The organism is Geodermatophilus sp. SYSU D00867 (assembly GCF_054050315.1).
This window is the reverse complement of record NZ_JBJGZC010000006.1, coordinates 46,548-62,001: the sequence shown is the minus strand read 5'-3', so window position 1 is coordinate 62,001 and position 15,454 is coordinate 46,548. Positions and strand designations below refer to the sequence as shown.

15 protein-coding genes are annotated in these 15,454 nt (G+C 76.8%); 2 read left to right on the top strand and 13 right to left on the bottom strand.

The features are described 5' to 3' along the window. Positions 1 to 9 precede the first annotated feature (9 nt). From ACI8AK_RS07210 to ACI8AK_RS07180, 7 genes are all read right to left on the bottom strand, one after another. Positions 10 to 843 (bottom strand): sulfurtransferase, encoded by an 834-nt coding sequence (locus tag ACI8AK_RS07210; RefSeq protein ID WP_456955648.1) that lies wholly within the window; start codon positions 841 to 843, stop codon positions 10 to 12. Continuing rightward, on the bottom strand, positions 840 to 1,307 hold the full coding sequence (locus ACI8AK_RS07205; RefSeq protein WP_387992895.1) for an SgcJ/EcaC family oxidoreductase: 468 nt from the start codon (positions 1,305 to 1,307) through the stop codon (positions 840 to 842). The genes ACI8AK_RS07210 and ACI8AK_RS07205 overlap by 4 nt, the downstream gene beginning before the upstream one ends. A gap of 43 nt (positions 1,308 to 1,350) precedes the next feature. Continuing rightward, positions 1,351 to 3,243, bottom strand: a complete 1,893-nt coding sequence (locus ACI8AK_RS07200) for an ABC transporter ATP-binding protein (RefSeq protein WP_387992898.1) — start codon at positions 3,241 to 3,243, stop codon at positions 1,351 to 1,353. A 76-nt stretch (positions 3,244 to 3,319) separates the two neighbouring features. Continuing rightward, positions 3,320 to 4,102 carry an enoyl-CoA hydratase/isomerase family protein gene (locus tag ACI8AK_RS07195; protein ID WP_456902962.1) on the bottom strand — a complete coding sequence of 261 codons (783 nt, stop codon included), beginning with the start codon at positions 4,100 to 4,102 and terminating at the stop codon, positions 3,320 to 3,322. Beyond that, entirely contained in the window at positions 4,099 to 4,326 is a 228-nt protein-coding gene (locus ACI8AK_RS07190; RefSeq protein WP_387992902.1) for a helix-turn-helix domain-containing protein, read from the bottom strand. Before ACI8AK_RS07190 ends, ACI8AK_RS07195 begins: the two co-directional genes overlap by 4 nt. Positions 4,327 to 4,520: 194 nt before the next feature. Next, entirely contained in the window at positions 4,521 to 4,703 is a 183-nt protein-coding gene (locus tag ACI8AK_RS07185; RefSeq protein WP_387992904.1) for a hypothetical protein, read from the bottom strand. Positions 4,704 to 4,759: 56 nt separating this feature from the next. Further along, the gene (locus tag ACI8AK_RS07180) at positions 4,760 to 6,361 is read right to left on the bottom strand and encodes an ABC-F family ATP-binding cassette domain-containing protein (protein WP_456902961.1); all 1,602 of its coding nucleotides are present in this window, start codon (positions 6,359 to 6,361) and stop codon (positions 4,760 to 4,762) included. 130 nt (positions 6,362 to 6,491) lie between these two features. On the opposite strand from ACI8AK_RS07180, the gene ACI8AK_RS07175 reads away from it, so the two are divergent. Further along, a complete protein-coding gene (locus ACI8AK_RS07175; RefSeq protein WP_456955646.1) occupies positions 6,492 to 8,621 on the top strand; it encodes an SCO7613 C-terminal domain-containing membrane protein in 2,130 nt (709 codons plus the stop codon). A gap of 47 nt (positions 8,622 to 8,668) precedes the next feature. Continuing rightward, the gene (locus ACI8AK_RS07170) at positions 8,669 to 10,501 is read left to right on the top strand and encodes an SCO7613 C-terminal domain-containing membrane protein (protein WP_456955644.1); all 1,833 of its coding nucleotides are present in this window, start codon (positions 8,669 to 8,671) and stop codon (positions 10,499 to 10,501) included. Between the two features lie 14 nt (positions 10,502 to 10,515). On the opposite strand, the gene ACI8AK_RS07165 is transcribed toward ACI8AK_RS07170, so the two are convergent. From ACI8AK_RS07165 to ACI8AK_RS07140, 6 genes are all read right to left on the bottom strand, one after another. Next, positions 10,516 to 11,706 carry a site-2 protease family protein gene (locus tag ACI8AK_RS07165; protein WP_456955642.1) on the bottom strand — a complete coding sequence of 397 codons (1,191 nt, stop codon included), beginning with the start codon at positions 11,704 to 11,706 and terminating at the stop codon, positions 10,516 to 10,518. Positions 11,707 to 12,143: 437 nt separating this feature from the next. After that, a complete protein-coding gene (locus ACI8AK_RS07160) occupies positions 12,144 to 12,524 on the bottom strand; it encodes a metal-sulfur cluster assembly factor (RefSeq protein ID WP_387992918.1) in 381 nt (126 codons plus the stop codon). Then, a complete protein-coding gene (sufU, locus tag ACI8AK_RS07155; RefSeq protein WP_456949567.1) occupies positions 12,521 to 12,988 on the bottom strand; it encodes a Fe-S cluster assembly sulfur transfer protein SufU in 468 nt (155 codons plus the stop codon). The genes ACI8AK_RS07160 and sufU overlap by 4 nt, the downstream gene beginning before the upstream one ends. Beyond that, entirely contained in the window at positions 12,988 to 14,313 is a 1,326-nt protein-coding gene (locus ACI8AK_RS07150; RefSeq protein WP_387992924.1) for a cysteine desulfurase, read from the bottom strand. The genes sufU and ACI8AK_RS07150 overlap by 1 nt, the downstream gene beginning before the upstream one ends. Continuing rightward, positions 14,310 to 15,083 carry a Fe-S cluster assembly ATPase SufC gene (gene sufC, locus ACI8AK_RS07145; protein WP_456949566.1) on the bottom strand — a complete coding sequence of 258 codons (774 nt, stop codon included), beginning with the start codon at positions 15,081 to 15,083 and terminating at the stop codon, positions 14,310 to 14,312. Before sufC ends, ACI8AK_RS07150 begins: the two co-directional genes overlap by 4 nt. A gap of 15 nt (positions 15,084 to 15,098) precedes the next feature. Beyond that, positions 15,099 to 15,452, bottom strand: a complete 354-nt coding sequence (locus ACI8AK_RS07140) for a non-heme iron oxygenase ferredoxin subunit (RefSeq protein WP_387992930.1) — start codon at positions 15,450 to 15,452, stop codon at positions 15,099 to 15,101. Positions 15,453 to 15,454 lie beyond the last annotated feature (2 nt).

Sequence of the window (15,454 nt, the reverse complement as noted above, 5' to 3'; positions counted from 1 at the left end):
GAGGGTGCCTCAGGGGCCGGTGGCGACCGGGCGGGACGGGTCGGCCGACCACTGGGACCAGGAGCCCGGCCACAGCGCCGCCTCGACGCCCGCCTCGGCGAGCGCCGCCACCTCGTGCGCGGCGGTCACGCCCGAGCCGCAGTAGACGCCGACCGCCGTCCCCGGCCGGACGCCGAGCGCGGCGAACCGCTCGGCCAGGTCGGTCCGGAACCGGCCGTCCGCCCGCAGGTTCTCCCCCGTCGGCGCGCTCACCGCGCCCGGCACGTGCCCGGCCCGCGGGTCCACCGGCTCGCGCTCGCCGCGGTAGCGCTCGCCGGCCCGCGCGTCGAGCAGCACCCCGCCGCGCGCGGGGAGCGCCGCGGCCTCGTCGGCGGTGAGGGTCGGCATGCGGCCGCCGGTCAGCACGACGTCGCCGGGTTCCGGGACGACGTCGCCGGTCTCCAGCTCCCCGCCGGCCGCGACCCAGGCGTCCAGGCCGCCGTCGAGCAGCCGGACGTCGGTCAGCCCGCCCCAGCGCAGCAGCCACCACGCCCGCGCGGCGGCCTGCCCGCCGGTGGCGTCGTAGGCGACGACGGCGTCGCCGGACCGGATGCCCCACCGCCGGGCCGCGGCCTGCAGGGCCGCAGGCGACGGCAGGGGGTGCCGGCCCCCGGCGGCCGACGGCGGTGCGGCGAGCTCGGTCTCCAGGTCGACGAACACCGCGCCCGGGAGGTGGCCGGCGAGGTACCGCTCCCGGCCGTGCGGGTCACCCAGCGCCCAGCGGACGTCGAGCAGCACCGGCCGCCGCCCCGCCGGGAGGTCCGGCCCCGCCAGGAGGTCCGCGGCCGCCACCAGCACGCTCACCGGGCGGTGGCGAGCAGCCCGCGCAGCTCCTGGGTCAGCGCGTCCCGGGCGTCGCGGCGGCCCAGCCACGCGGCCGGCGTCGCCTGGAACAGCGTGGTCTTCCAGCGTCCGCCGCCCTCGTCGACGGCGACCAGCGTGTGGATGCTGTGCAGCCCCGGGTCCACGTCGTCCTCCCCCGGCGGGATCATCCCGGCGTGCGCGTGCAGCACGGCCACGCCGTCAGTGACCGCGCGCACCGAGCGGACCACGGCCACGTAGGTCGCCGTCGGGTGGCTGCCGAACACCCGCCGCAGGTCCGAGGCGATCGACAGCCGGCCGCTCACCGACGTCCCGTCGTAGCCGATCATGTCGCCGTCGTCGGCGAAGACCGCGGCCACCGCCGCGCCGCTGCGCCGGTTCCAGCCGTCGACGAAGTCGGCGTAGAGGGCGCGGATCTGGGCGTCGTACGGGTGCGCGGACGTCACGGAGCTCCTCCTGGTGCAGCTGGGGCAGGAGGAACGCTAGTTGCTACGCCGCGCCGACCGTCCGACGCTCGCCGTCGGCGAACTGGGTCCGGTAGAGGTCGGCGTAGCGGCCCCCGAGCGCCAGCAACTCCTCGTGAGTGCCCGACTCCGCGATGCGACCGTCGTCGACCACGAGGATCTGGTCGGCGCTGCGGATCGTGGACAGCCGGTGCGCGATCACCAGCGACGTCCGGCCCGTCAGCGCGGTGTCCAGCGCGTGCTGCACCGCCACCTCGGACTCGCTGTCCAGGTGCGCGGTCGCCTCGTCGAGGATGACGATCCCCGGCGCCTTGAGCAGCACCCGCGCGATGGCCAGCCGCTGCTTCTCCCCGCCTGAGAGCCGGTAGCCGCGGTCGCCGACGACGGTGTCCAGGCCGTCGGGCAGCGCCGCCACGAGCGCGGCGATCCGGGCACCGGTCAGCGCCGCCCACAGCTGCTCCTCGGTGGCGTCCGGGCGGGCGTAGAGCAGGTTGGCGCGGATGGTGTCGTGGAACAGGTGCGCGTCCTGGCTGACGACCCCGATCGCGTCGCGCAGCGACGCCAGCGTCGCCTCCCGGACGTCGAGCCCGCCGACCCGCACCGCGCCCCCGGTCACGTCGTACAGCCGCGGCACCAGGTTGACGATCGTCGACTTGCCGGCACCCGAGTGCCCGACCAGCGCCACCATCTGCCCGGGCTCGACCCGGAACGACACGTCATGCAGCACCGCCGTCGGGCCGCCGTGCTCGGGCAGCGACACGTCCTCCAGGGAGGCCAGCGACACGTCGGTGGCGGCCGGGTAGCTGAAGGAGACGGCGTCGAACTCGATCGACCGGTCGCCGGCCGGCACCGGGACGGCGCCGGGCGCCTCGGCGATCATCGGCGCGAGGTCGAGCACCTCGAAGACCCGGTCGAAGCTGACCATCGCGCTCATGACGTCGACCCGGACGTTCGACAGCGCGGTCAGCGGCCCGTACAGCCGGGACAGCAGCAGCGCCAGCGCGACGACGTCGCCCGGCGACAGCGACCCGTCGAAGGCCAGCCAGCCGCCCAGGCCGTAGACCAGCGCGGTGGCCAGCGCCGCCACCAGGGTCAGCGCGGTGAAGAAGGTGCGGCCGTACATGGCCGACAGGACGCCGATGTCGCGCACCCGCGCCGCGCGGCCGCGGAAGCTCTCGGCCTCGGTGTCGGGCCGGCCGAACAGCTTGACCAGCAGCGCCCCGGCGACGTTGAACCGCTCGGTCATCGTCGCGTTCATCGACGCGTTGAGCCCGTAGGACTCCCGGGTGATCTCCTGCAGCCGCCGGCCGATCCGCCGCGCGGGCAGCACGAACAGCGGCACCATCACCAGCGAGAGCAGGGTGATCTGCCAGGACAGCGTGAACATGACACCGGCGGTGAGCACCAGCCCGATCACGTTGGACACGACGCCGGACAGCGTCGAGGTGAACGCCTGCTGCGCGCCGACGACGTCGTTGTTGAGCCGGCTGACCAGCGCACCGGTCTGGGTGCGGGTGAAGAACGCGACCGGCATCCGCTGCACGTGCTCGAACACCCGGCTGCGCAGGTCGTAGATGACGCCCTCGCCGATCCGGGCGGAGTACCAGCGGGTGGCCACCGAGATCGCGGCGTCGACCACCGCCAGGCCGGCGATGAACAGCGCGATGCGGACGATGCCGCCGGCGGTGCCGTCGAGGCGGGCGATCCGGTTGACGATGTCGCCGGCCAGCAGCGGGGTGAGCACGCCGATGACCGAGGAGCCGACCACCAGCAGCAGGAAGAACGTGAGCTCGCGCCGGTAGGGCCGGGCGACGCCGAGGATGCGGCGCACGGTGCCCTTCGGCAGCGGCCGCGAGGTGACCGACGGGTCCCGGCGGAACGAGCGCATCGCCGCCATGGAGGTCATGGGACTGCTCACGACGCGACCTCCTCACGGCCGGACGGGGACCGGCCGCCGGTCCAACAGCGGCCGGTCCCCTCCTGTTCCGGATCCCTCAGCGGCGCGCCAGCCCCGCCAGCTCGGCCAGCCGCCGGGACTGCGCGGCCCGCTCGGCCGCGTCCTGCGCCTCCGGGGGGTTGCGGACGGCCGAGCGCACCAGCGCCGCGGTCTCCCGGACCGCTCCCGCCGGTGGCGCGGTGAGCGCGGCGACCAGCGTCGCCACCGCCCCGTCGAGCTCCGCGGCCGGGACGACGGCGTTCGCGATGCCCCACGCCAGCGCCTCCGCCGCCGGCACCGGCCGGCCGGTCACGCAGACCTCCATCGCCCGCGCGTAGCCCACCAGCTCCGCCAGCGTGCTCGTGCCGGTGAGGTCGGGGACGAGGCCGAGCGTCGCCTCGGGGAGCCGCAGCGACGCGTCGTCGGTCATCACCCGCAGGTCGCAGGCGAGCGCCAGCTGCGCGCCGGCGCCGATCGCGTGCCCCTGCACCGCGGCCACCGAGACGATCCCCGGCGAGCGCAGCCACCGGAAGCCGCCCTGGTACCCGCGGATCCGCTCCTGGGCGAGCTCGGCCGGCATCGTGCCCAGCTCGCCGAGCCCGCCGGGGGTCGACGGGTCGGCGCCGAACAGGCTGCGGTCCAGGCCGGCGGAGAAGGAGCGGCCGCTGCCCCGCACGACGACCACGCGCACGTCGTCGTCGAGCGAGGCGCCCACGGCCGCCAGCGCCGCCCAGGTGGCCGGCGTCTGGGCGTTGAGCTGGTCGGGTCGGTCGAGCGTGACGGTGAGGACGGCGCCGTCCCGGCTGGTGCGGACCCAGCCGTCGGCGTCGGCCGCCGTCACGCGGTCTTCTTGCTGTTCCGGTTCGCCCCGCCACGGCTGCGCAGCGTGGCACCGGACTCCGACAGGAGCCGGTGCACGAACCCGTAGGACCGGTTCGTCGAGGTGGCCAGGGAGCGGATGCTCTCCCCGCCGTCGTACCGCTTCTTCAGCTCGTCCGCCAGGGTGGTGCGGTCCCCACCGGTGATGCGCTTGCCCTTGCCGAGGTCCGTGCTCGAGTCGGCCATGACTCCCCTCCGTCGCAGCCGCCGGGACCGGCGAGGGGTGCCGGCCCGGTCGGGTGCTGGCTCGCGTGGTGCCGCCGTCCCCGTGACGCCGGCCTCCCGCACCGATGATCACCCAGCCCGCGCGGCTCGGCCACGCGAATGACAACTTCCCGGCGAGCCGTCCCGCGGCGGGCGCGGAGGGCCGGCCCGGACGGTCACCCGCCGGGCAGGTGCCCGCGCAGCCGGCGCGGGGCGCGGCTCGGCCACGCCCCGGTGAGCGCCTCCTCGAGGTCCTCGACCGACGCCGCCTCGACGTCCGCGAGCACCCTCGGGTGGGTGCCGTGGCCGGCGACGGTGGTGGACGCCCGCGGCTGCGCCGCGACGAGGACGTCCACCACGCCGGCACCGGGCAGGTCCAGCGCTGCGCCGCCCGTCGTCCCGGCCGCCAGGAGCGCTACGCGAGCTCCACGAGGTCGGCGAGGTCCTCGCTCCAGGCGTCCTCGGTGCCGTCGGGCAGCAGGATGACCTTGTCCGGGTCGAGCGCGCGGACCGCGCCCTCGTCGTGCGTGACCAGCACGATGGCGCCGGTGTAGGTGCGCAGCGCGTCGAGCACCTGCTCGCGGCTGGCCGGGTCGAGGTTGTTGGTCGGCTCGTCGAGCAGCAGCACGTTGGCGCCGGAGACGACGAGCGTGGCCATCGCCAGCCGGGTCTTCTCCCCGCCGGACAGCGTGCCGGCGCGCTGGTCGGCGGCGTCGCCGGAGAAGAGGAAGGCGCCGAGGATGCGCCGCAGCTCGGTGTCGGTGCTCTGCGGCGCGGCCGCGCGCATGTTCTCCAGCAGCGAGCGGTCGTGGTCGAGCGTCTCGTGCTCCTGCGCGTAGTAGCCGATCCGCAGCCCGTGGCCCGGCAGCACCTCGCCGGTGTCGGGGACCTCGGTGCCGGCCAGCATCCGCAGCAGCGTCGTCTTCCCCGCCCCGTTCAGCCCGAGGACGACGACCCGCGCGCCCCGGTCGACGGCGAGGTCGACGTCGGTGAACACCTCGAGCGAGCCGTAGCTCTTGGACAGCCCCTCCGCGGTGAGCGGGGTCCGCCCGCACGGCGCCGGCGTCGGGAACCGCAGCTTGGCCACCCGGTCCTGGACGCGGACCTCCTCCAGCCCGGCGGCCAGCCGCGCGGCGCGCTTGTCCATGCTCTGCGCGGCCCTGGCCTTGGTGGCCTTGGCGCGCATCTTGTCCGCCTGCGCGGTCAGCGCGTCGATCTTGCGCTCGGTGTTGGCCCGCTCCTGCTTGCGGCGCCGCTCGTCGGTCTCCCGCTGGGCGAGGTAGGGCTTCCAGCCGAGGTTGTAGACGTCGACGGTGGCCCGGTTGGCGTCCAGGTGCCACACCTTGTTGACGACGGCGTCGAGCAGCTCGACGTCGTGGCTGATGACGATCAGCCCGCCCTTGTGCGCGGCGAGGAACGTCTTGAGCCAGGCGATCGAGTCGGCGTCGAGGTGGTTGGTGGGCTCGTCGAGCAGCAGCGTCTCGGCGTCCGAGAACAGGATGCGGGCGAGCTCCACGCGCCGCCGCTGGCCGCCCGACAGGGTGCGCAGCGGCTGGCCCATGACCCGGTCGGGCAGGCCGAGGGCGGTGCAGATGCGCGCGGCGTCGCTCTCGGCGGCGTACCCGCCCAGCGCGGCGAACTGGTCCTCGAGCCGCCCGTACCGGCGGACGGCGCGGTCGCGCTCGGCGTCGTCGGCGGGCTCGGCCATGGCGACCTGCGCCTTGACCAGCTGGGCCTTGAGGACGTCGAGGCCGCGGCCGGACAGCACGCGGTCGCTGGCGGTGATGTCGAGGTCGCCGCTGCGCGGGTCCTGCGGGAGGTAGCCGATCTCGCCGGTCACCTCGACCTTGCCGGCGTGCGGCAGGCGCTCACCCGCGAGCGTGGTGAGCGTGGTGGTCTTGCCGGCGCCGTTGCGCCCGACCAGACCGATGCGGTCGCCCGGCTGCACGCGCAGGCTGACGTCGCTGAGGAGGATGCGGGCGCCGGCGCGCAGTTCGAGGCCGGTCGTCGTGATCACTGATCCCAGGGTAGGCCCTCTCGTCCCGGAACCGGAGCGGATTGCCGGGTGACGTCCACGGCACCCCCGTCCGTCCACAGTCCGGGCGAGATCGCTACCGCCGGCGCCCGCGGCGCGTCACCATCCGCCCGTGACCGATCCCTCCTGGTCCGGGCCCTCCTGGGGTCTGCCCTGTCCCGTCTGCGGCACGCCGGCCGCGCCCGCCCCGGCGCCCTGCGGGACGTGCGGCCTGCCCGCCGTCGCGCAGGCGGCCACGGTGGTGGCCCGGCTCGGCGCGACCATCGACGAGTTCGCCCGCGAGCGGGACGCCCTGGTGGCCACCCTGCGCGCCGCGGCCCCGGGCCCGGCCCCCGCCCCTCCGCCCGCTCCGGCCCCGGCCTGGGCGCCCGCTCCGGCCCCCGCCTGGGCGCCGCCGCCCGCGCCCGTGGCGCCGCCCGGTACGCCACCGCTCCCGCAGCCACCGTCCCCGCGGCGGCGGCTGAGCCCGCAGCAGGTGCTGCTGGGCCTGGGCGCGCTGCTCGTGGTCGCCGCGGCCATCGCGTTCGTGGCGGTGGCCTGGAGCCGGCTGGGCGTGACCTTCCAGGCCGCGGTCATGGCCACGGTCACCGCCGCCGCCTGCGCGGCCTCGGCGTGGAGCGCCCGCCGCGGCCTGCGGGCCACCGAGGAGGCGCTGGCCGGCGCCGGGGCCGCGCTGCTGGCGGTCGACCTCGCCGCCGCGCACGCGCTCGGCCTCTGGGGTGCCGACGCCGTGCCGCCCCGGCTGTGGGGCGGGCTGTCCTGCGTCGCGGTCGCGGCCGTGGCCCTGGCCCTCGGCCGCGGCACGCGCAGCACGGTCACCTGGCCGCTGGTCGCCCTGCTCGCCGCCCAGCCGGCCGGCTGGCTGCTGCTGCCCCTCGGGGTGGCCGACGGCGGCGCGGGGGTCGCGGTCCTGCTCGCCACCGCGCTGGTCGACGTCCTGGCGCTGCTCCTGCTGCGCCCGGCCCTGCAGCGGGTCGCGCTCGGGCTGGGCGCCCTGACCGGAGGCGCCGGGGTGCTCCTCGGCGTCCCGCTGGCCTGGGACGGCGGTGCGGTCGACGGGTGGGTCGCCACCGGCGTCCTCGTGGTGGCCGCGGCCGTCGCCGGCGCCCTGCTGCGGGAGCCGCGGCTGGCGCCGTTCCTGCCGGAGCCGCGCGCCGCCGCGGCCGGCGCGGCGGGGGTCGCGGCCCTGGCCCTGGCCGGGTCGCTGAGCGGGCTCGGTGTGGCGGGGACCGTCGCGGCGGGCGGGCTGGGCCTGGTCCTGCTCACCACCGCCGCGCCGCCGTCGGTCGCCGGGTCCGCGCCGGCGGCGCTGCTCGCCGGCGGGGGCGCGCTGACCGCCGCCGGCGCCGGCGTCCTCGCCGACGGCGACCACCCCGCGCCGCTGGCCCTGCTGGTGCTGGCCGCCGCCGTCCCGGCCGTCCTCGCCGCGGTGCTGCGCCCCGGGGTCCGCGCCGCGGCGACCGGGACCGCGCTGGCCGCACCCGGCGGTGCCGTCCTGATCGCCTCGGGGGGTGGCCTGCTCTCCCCCGGGGTCGCGGGCCTCCTGCTCGCGCTCGCCGCCGCCGCCGCGTTCGCCGTCGCCACGGCCCGCGCCGCGCGGCCCGAGGAGGTCGCCGCCGCAGGCACCGGCGCGGTCCTCGCCGTGGCCGCCGGGATCACCGCCGGCAGCGCCGGGGCGTGGGGGCAGGTCGCGGTCGACCTCGCCGTGGCCGGGGCGGCCGCCGGCTGCTACGCCGTCGTCGCCCGGCGCCGCCTCGCCGCCGTCCTCGCGGTGGCCGACCTCGTGCTCGCCGGGTGGATCGCCGCGGCGGGTGCGGAGATCCGCACGCCGGAGGTCTACACGCTGCCGGCCGCGGCGGGGCTGCTGCTGCTCGCGCTCCCGGCGCTGCGCACGGGAGCAGCCTCCTGGGCCGCCGAGGGCGCCGCGGTGGCCGTCGCGCTGCTGCCGTCGGCGGTCGTCGCCGTGGCCGACCCGGCGCCGCTGCGGCTGGTCGGGGTGGTCGCCGCGGCGGCCGGGCTGACCGTCGCGGGGGCGCTCACCCACCGGCAGGCGCCGTTCGTCCTCGGGGCCGGTGCCCTGCTGGTGGTGACGCTCGGCCGGCTGGCGCCCTACGCGCCGCTCGTGCCGCGCTGGGTCACGCTGGCCACCGCGGGCCTGCTCCTGCTGGTCGTCGGGGCCACCTACGAGCGGCGCCGGCAGCAGGCACGGGAGGCGGTGGCCTGGGTCGCGCAGATGCGCTGACCGCCCCTAGCGTGAGGCCCGACGGCCGGGCGCGAGGGGGGACGGCGATGACGGGCGCGCCGCTGCCACCCCTGCCCTACGCGGGCCCGCCGGGAGCGGCCCGCGTCGATCCCGGCCCGCCCCTGCCCTCGCTGCCCGCCCGGCTGCGGCCGCCGCAGGTGATCCTCGGCGTCGGGGTGGTCCTGCTGGTGGCCACGGCGCTGGCCGGGCCGTGGCTGGCGGGCGGGGTCGCCCGGATCGGCGTCCTGCTGCTGGCGCTGGTCGCCGCGTGCGCCGCGGCGTGGGCCGCCCGGGCCCGGCTGCGCAGCACCGAGGAGGCGTGCGCCGCAGCCGCGGTCGCACTCGCGCTGACCGGAGCCGCCGGCGGGGAGCGCACCGCCGACGGCGGGCCGCTGCCGGCGCTGGGCCTGGCCGTCCTGCTGCTCAGCCTGCGGGTGCTGCTCCCCCGGCCGCTGAGCTGGCCGCTCGGCGCCTGGCTGGCGCTGCAGGTGGCGGCCCTGCGGTCGCTCGCCCTGGTGCCCGCGGGCCTGCCGCGCACCGCGCTGCTGCTCGGCGTCGCGCTGGCCGGGCTCGCGGTCACCCTGACGGCGCGGCGCCCGCTGGCCCGCGTCGCCCTGGTGACCACCGCGCCCTGGTTCGTCGCCGGGGCAGCCGGCGGGCTGGTCGGCGCCGCCACCGGTGCCGGCGCCGCCCGCTGGGTCGCGGCCGGCCTGACCGTCGCCGCGGCGGCCGGGCTGCTGCTCGTGCGGCTGGAGCGCGCGGTCGAGCCGCTGCTCGGGCCGCCGCGGCTGGTCCCCGGGGTCGCGGGCCTGGTCGCCGGCGGGGCGGTGGGTGCGGCGCTGTCCACCGACGGGCCGGTCCCGCTCCCGCTCGCGGGCTGGCTCGGCGTGCTGCTCGCGAGCGTGGCCGCGGCCACGCTGACCGGCTGGCGCCGGGGGCTGCTGCTGCCCGCCGCGACCGCCGCGGGGCTCGTCCTGGTGGTGCCGGCGGTGGCCCAGCTGGTCGCGGCCGCGCGCTGGCCGGCCCTGGTCGCGCTGCTGGTGCTGATCGCGCTGCCCGCGGCCGGTGTCGCGGCGGCCCGCCGGGACGAGCGGGCCCGGGCGCTGCCCGCGGCCGTCGGCTGCCTCGCGGCCGCGGCGCTGCTCGCGGTGCCGGCGGGGCTGCTCTCCGCCGGCGCGGCCGCCGCGGCGCTCACCGGGCTGTTCGCCGGAACGCTGGCCGCCCGGCCCGCGCTGGCCGCCGACGTCCGCGGTGCGACCGGCACGGTCGGCGCCGTCTGCGCGGGTGCGGCGCTGGTGGTCCTGGCCGTCTCCGCCGCGTGGGGTCCGCTCGCGGCGCAGCTGGCCGTGCAGGGCGTGCTGGTCTGCGCCTGGGCGGCGCCGGCGGCCCGAGGGGGCGAGGCCGAGGCGGCCTGGCGCACCGGCGCGCTGGAGCTGGGCGCTGCGGGGTGGACGCTGGCCGCGCTGACCGGCACGGCCGTGGTCGAGGCCTGGAGCCTGCCGGCCGCCGCGGCGCTGCTGGTGGCGGCCGGGCCGCGCCTGTTCGACGGCCCGTCCTGGCCGGTGTGGGGTCCGGGTCTGGTGGCCGCGGCGGCGCCGTCGACGGTGGCCGCGGTGGTGCAGCCCGGCGCGCTGCGCCCGCTGCTGGTGCTGCTCGCCGCGGCCGCGGTCATGGCGCTCGGTGCGCGCGCCGCGGTGCGGGCGCCGCTGGTCGTCGGCGCGGCCACGGCGGTCGCGCTCGGCGTGGGGCTGGCGGTGGAGGCCCTGCCGCTGCCGCTGGCCGGGGTCCTCGTCGCCGGCGCGGGCCTGCTGGCCCTCGGCGCCCGCCGCGAGCTGCGCCCGGTCGCGGGCTTCGGCGCGCGGCTGTCGGAGATGCGCTGACCCCCGGCCGGTGGTCAGCCGGGTCCGGGGCCCGGCACCCGGGCGACGTCGGCTCCCCCACCGGCGCCGGGGTACCGGCCGGCCGCGGCCAGGTCGGCCAGCTGCAGGGTCCGCGTGACGTCGCTCGGGGACACGACGCCGACCACGCGGCCGCCGTCGAGCACCACGGCTCGCCCGTCGCCGCAGCCCTCCATGCGCCCCAGCAGGTCCAGCAGTGGCTCCTCCGGGCGGGCGGTCGGGACCTCCGACGGCGGGCAGGCGACGTCACGCAGCCGCGTCGTCGCCCGGGCGGATGCCGGTACCGACCGCAGCCGGTTGAGGGTCACGAGACCGACCAGCGCCCCGCCGGGGCCGACCAGCGGGTAGGTGCTGAACCGGTGCGCCAGGGCCACCTCGTACAGGAATCGGTCGACCGGCTGGTCGGGGTCGGCGGTCAGCACCGGGCCGCTCATCACCCGGCCCACCGGCAGCCCGCCCAGCCGTGCGGACGCGCGGGCCTGCTGCTCCTCGGCGGTCGCGGCGTTGACGAGGAACAGGCCGATCAGACCCAGCCACAGCCCGCCCAGGCCGCGGCCGGTGACCAGCTGCAGGGCGCCGAGGGCGACGAGCGCGAACCCGAAGAACCGCCCCGCCCGGGACGCCGTCACCGCCGAGGACCACGGGTCCCCGCGCCGCCACCACAGCAGCGCCCGCAGCAGCCGCCCGCCGTCGAGCGGGGCCGCCGGGACGAGGTTGAACAGGGCCAGCGAGACGTTGATGACCGCGAGGTAGTCCAGGACGGCCACGGGCAGCCCGCCGGCGCCGGCGACCCGCGCCAGGACGGCGGCCGCCATGGCCAGCCCGCCGAGGACGAGGCTGGTCAGCGGGCCGACGCCGGCGATGCGGAACTCCGCCCCGGGGGTCCGTGCGCCGCCGCGCAGCCGGGCCACCCCACCCAGCAGCCACAGCGTGATGCCCTCGACCTCCACGCCGTTGCGCCGGGCGACCACCGCGTGGGCCAGCTCGTGCGCGAGGAGCGAGGCGAGGAAGGCGGCCGCGGCCACCAGGGCGGCGGCCGCGTACGCGAGGCCGCTGCGGCCGGGCAGCACCAGGGGGAAGCGCCCCAGTGCCAGGCCGGCGGCGATGATCGCCACGATCACCAGGACGCTGGCGTTGACGCCGACCCGGATGCCGGCGATGCGGCCCAGCCGGAAGGTCTCGTTCATGCCGTCCTCCTCGGGCGGAGTGCGCAGCCCGCTGGCGCCCTACCCGATGGTGCGCCACGGACAACCCGCGCCCGGCTCGGGAGCCGGACAGCGACTCCGCGCACACCGCCCGGTGGCCCGGGCTCGGGAACGCGCGCAGCGGCGAGAGGAGCGGGCGCCCAGCGGCAGGGCCGGCCGGTCCGGGGCCACCGGCGGGCGACCCGGTCCGGGTCGACGTCGGCGGCGACGACGTGCCGGACGGTCCCCCCGACGACGACTGCCCGCGCCCCGAGGGGCGCGGGCAGTGTCACGACGCTCGCGTGGGCCGCCGGGTCGTCCCCGGGGGCCCATCGAGGAGTCCGGCGAGGGGATCGCGGACCCTCAGTCGGGCTGGTCCGGCGCGGCCGCGGGGTCCCGCGGCACGCGGAGCGTGTCGTGCGGGGCAGACGGTCCCTCGATCAGACCCGGAAGCCGAGGGCGCGCAGCTGCTCGCGCCCGTCGTCGGTGATCTTGTCCGGACCCCACGGCGGCATCCAGACCCAGTTGATCCGGACGTCGTCGACCAGGCCGGGGCCGGGGCCGCCGGTCAGCGCGGCGCGCGCCTGGTCCTCGATGACGTCGGTCAGCGGGCAGGCCGCCGAGGTGAGCGTCATGTCCAGGACGGCGACCTGCGAGTCGCCGTCCTCGGCGACGTCGATGCCGTAGACCAGGCCCAGGTCGACCACGTTGACCCCCAGCTCGGGGTCGACGACGTCGCGCATGGCCTCCTCGACGTCCTCGAGCAGCGCCGACTTGTAGGCCGGGAGCTCGGGGGCGGTGTTCTCGGTGGTCTCGCTCATGCCTGTCCTCCAGTGGGGGTGGCGGCCAGCGCGCGGGCGGAGGCGTCCTTGAGGGCCATCCAGCTCATCAGCGCGCACTTGATGCGGGCGGGGTACTTCGACACCCCGGCGAAGGCGACGGCGTCCTCGAGCTCGTCCTCGAGCTGCGCGGCCACCGCGGAGTCGCCCTTGGACTGCATGAGCGTCATGAACGAGTCGCCGGTGGCCAGCGCGTCGGTGACCGGGCGGCCGACGACGAGGTCGTACATCGCCGAGACCGAGGCCTGGCTGATCGAGCAGCCCATGCCCTCGTAGGACACGTCGGCGATCGTCTCGCCGTCCAGGTGCACCCGCAGGGTCACCTCGTCCCCGCAGGTCGGGTTGACGTGGTGCACCTCGGCGTCGAACGGGTCGCGCAGTCCGCGGCCGTGGGGGTTGCGGTAGTGGTCCAGGATGATGTCCTGGTACATCGACTCGAGCTGCATCAGGCGGTTGCCTCCTCCGGCGTCACACCGAAGAAACGCTGCGCGGCCCGCACGCCTTCCACGAGCGCGTCGACGTCGTCGTACCCGGTGTGCACGTAGAAGGTGGCCCGGGTGGTGGCCGGGACGCCGTAGCGCCGGACCACCGGCCACGCGCAGTGGTGCCCCACCCGGACGGCGATGCCGAGGTCGTCGAGGACCTGGCCGACGTCGTGCGGGTGGATGCCCTCGACGGTGAAGGACACCGCGCCGCCGCGGGCGACGGTGTCCGGCGGGCCGATCACGGTGACGCCGGGGACCGCCTGCAGCTGCTCGAGCGCGTAGGCGGTCAGCGCCTCCTCGTGCGCCTGCACGTTCGCCATGCCGAGCGCCTGCAGGTAGTCGACGGCGGCGCCGAGGCCGATGGCCTGGGCGGTCATCGGCACGCCGGCCTCGAACCGCTGCGGCGGCGGCATGAAGGTGCTGCCCTCCATCCGCACGACCTCGATCATCGACCCGCCGGTGAGGAACGGCGGCAGCGCGTCGAGGACGTCGTAGCGGCCCCACAGCACGCCGATGCCGGTGGGCCCGAGCATCTTGTGGCCGGAGAACACCAGGAAGTCCGCGCCGAGCGCCGCGACGTCGACCGGCTGGTGCGGCACCGACTGCGCGCCGTCGACCAGCACCAGCGCGCCGACCTCCCGCGCCCGCGCCGTGATCGGCCCGAGCGGGTTGATCGTGCCCAGGATGTTCGACTGCTGGGTGACCGCGACGAGCTTGGTCCGCTCGTTGACCACGGTGTCCAGGTCGGACAGGTCCAGCCGGCCGTCGTCGGTGAGCCCGAGCCAGCGCAGGGTCGCCCCGGTGCGCTCGCACAGCTGCTGCCAGGGCACCAGGTTGGCGTGGTGCTCCATCTCGGTCACGACGATCTCGTCGCCCTGGCCGACGGCGTACCGGCGGTGCGCCGGGTCCTTGGCGGTCACCGCGTTGGACAGCGAGTACGCCACGAGGTTGATCGCCTCGGTGGAGTTGCGGGTGAAGACGACCTCCTCGGCGGAGGCGCCGATGAAGGCCGCGATCCGCGCCCGCGCCGACTCGTACGCGCCGGTGGCCTCCTCGGCCAGCTGGTGCGCGCCGCGGTGCGGGGCGGCGTTGATCCGCTCGTAGAAGTCGCGCTCGGCGTCGAGGACGCTGCGGGGCTTCTGCGCGGTGGCGCCGGAGTCGAGGTAGACCAGCCGCTTCCCGTCGCGCACGGTGCGCGACAGGATCGGGAAGTCCGCCCGGATCGCCTCGACGTCCAGGGGCAGCGGGACACGCGTCCCCGTGGGACGCGAGGCGGTCGAGGTCATGCCTTCGCGGTCTCCTTCGAGCCCTTGACGTAGGCGGCGTAGCCCTCTGCCTCGAGCTTGTCGGCGAGCTCCTTGCCGCCCTCGTCGACGACCTTGCCGCCCACGAACACGTGCACGAAGTCGGGTGTGATGTAGCGGAGGATCCGCGTGTAGTGGGTGATCAGCAGGACGCCGACGTCACCCTCCTCGCGGGTGCGGTTGACGCCCTCGGAGACGACCCGCAGCGCGTCGACGTCGAGGCCGGAGTCGGTCTCGTCGAGGATCGCGATCTTCGGCTTGAGCAGCCGCATCTGCAGGATCTCGTGGCGCTTCTTCTCACCGCCGGAGAAGCCCTCGTTGACGTTGCGCTCGGCGAACGCCGGGTCCATCTCCAGCGCCGACATCTCGTCGCGGACGTCCTTGACCCAGGTGCGCAGCTTCGGGGCCTCGCCCTTGACCGCGGTGGCGGCGGTGCGCAGGAAGTTCGACACCGAGACGCCGGGGACCTCGACCGGGTACTGCATGGCGAGGAACAGGCCGGCGCGGGCGCGCTCGTCGACGCTCATCGCGAGCACGTCCTCGCCGTCGAGGGTCACCGTGCCGCCGGTGATCGTGTACTTCGGGTGCCCGGCGATCGAGTACGCCAGGGTCGACTTGCCCGAGCCGTTGGGGCCCATGATCGCGTGCGTCTCGCCCGACCGGACGGTCAGGTCGACGCCGCGGAGGATCTCCTTGGTCTCGTCGCCCTCACCGACCGTGACGTGCAGGTCGCGGATCTCCAGAACCGACACTTCTTCTCTCGCTCCTCAGTTGCCGGCCGCGAGCGGGAGGCGCCCGTCGGACTCGGTGTCGACGTAGACGTCATCCCCCTCCACGCGGACCGGGTAGACGTCGACCGGCTCGGTGGCCGGCAGGTTGGTGGGCTCGCCGGTGCGCAGGTCGAAGCACGACCCGTGCAGCCAGCACTCGATGGTGGGTGCGCCGTCGAACTCCTCGACGTCGCCCTCCGACAGCGGGACCTCGGCGTGCGAGCACACGTCCTGCACCGCGTAGACGTCGCCGTCGTACCGGACGACGGCGACGTCGACGTCGGCGAGCTCCACCCGCAGCGCCCCGTTCTCGGGGACGTCGGAGAGCCCGCAGACCCGCTCGAAGGCCATGG

Coding starts and splice junctions, on each gene's coding strand:
- ACI8AK_RS07160 (WP_387992918.1), bottom strand. CDS start 12,524: ATGAGCGAGACCACCGAGAACACCGCCCCCGAGCTCCCGGCCTACAAG.
- ACI8AK_RS07140 (WP_387992930.1), bottom strand. CDS start 15,452: ATGGCCTTCGAGCGGGTCTGCGGGCTCTCCGACGTCCCCGAGAACGGG.
- ACI8AK_RS07170 (WP_456955644.1), top strand. CDS start 8,669: ATGACGGGCGCGCCGCTGCCACCCCTGCCCTACGCGGGCCCGCCGGGA.
- ACI8AK_RS07150 (WP_387992924.1), bottom strand. CDS start 14,313: ATGACCTCGACCGCCTCGCGTCCCACGGGGACGCGTGTCCCGCTGCCC.
- ACI8AK_RS07190 (WP_387992902.1), bottom strand. CDS start 4,326: ATGGCCGACTCGAGCACGGACCTCGGCAAGGGCAAGCGCATCACCGGT.
- sufU (WP_456949567.1), bottom strand. CDS start 12,988: ATGCAGCTCGAGTCGATGTACCAGGACATCATCCTGGACCACTACCGC.
- ACI8AK_RS07165 (WP_456955642.1), bottom strand. CDS start 11,706: ATGAACGAGACCTTCCGGCTGGGCCGCATCGCCGGCATCCGGGTCGGC.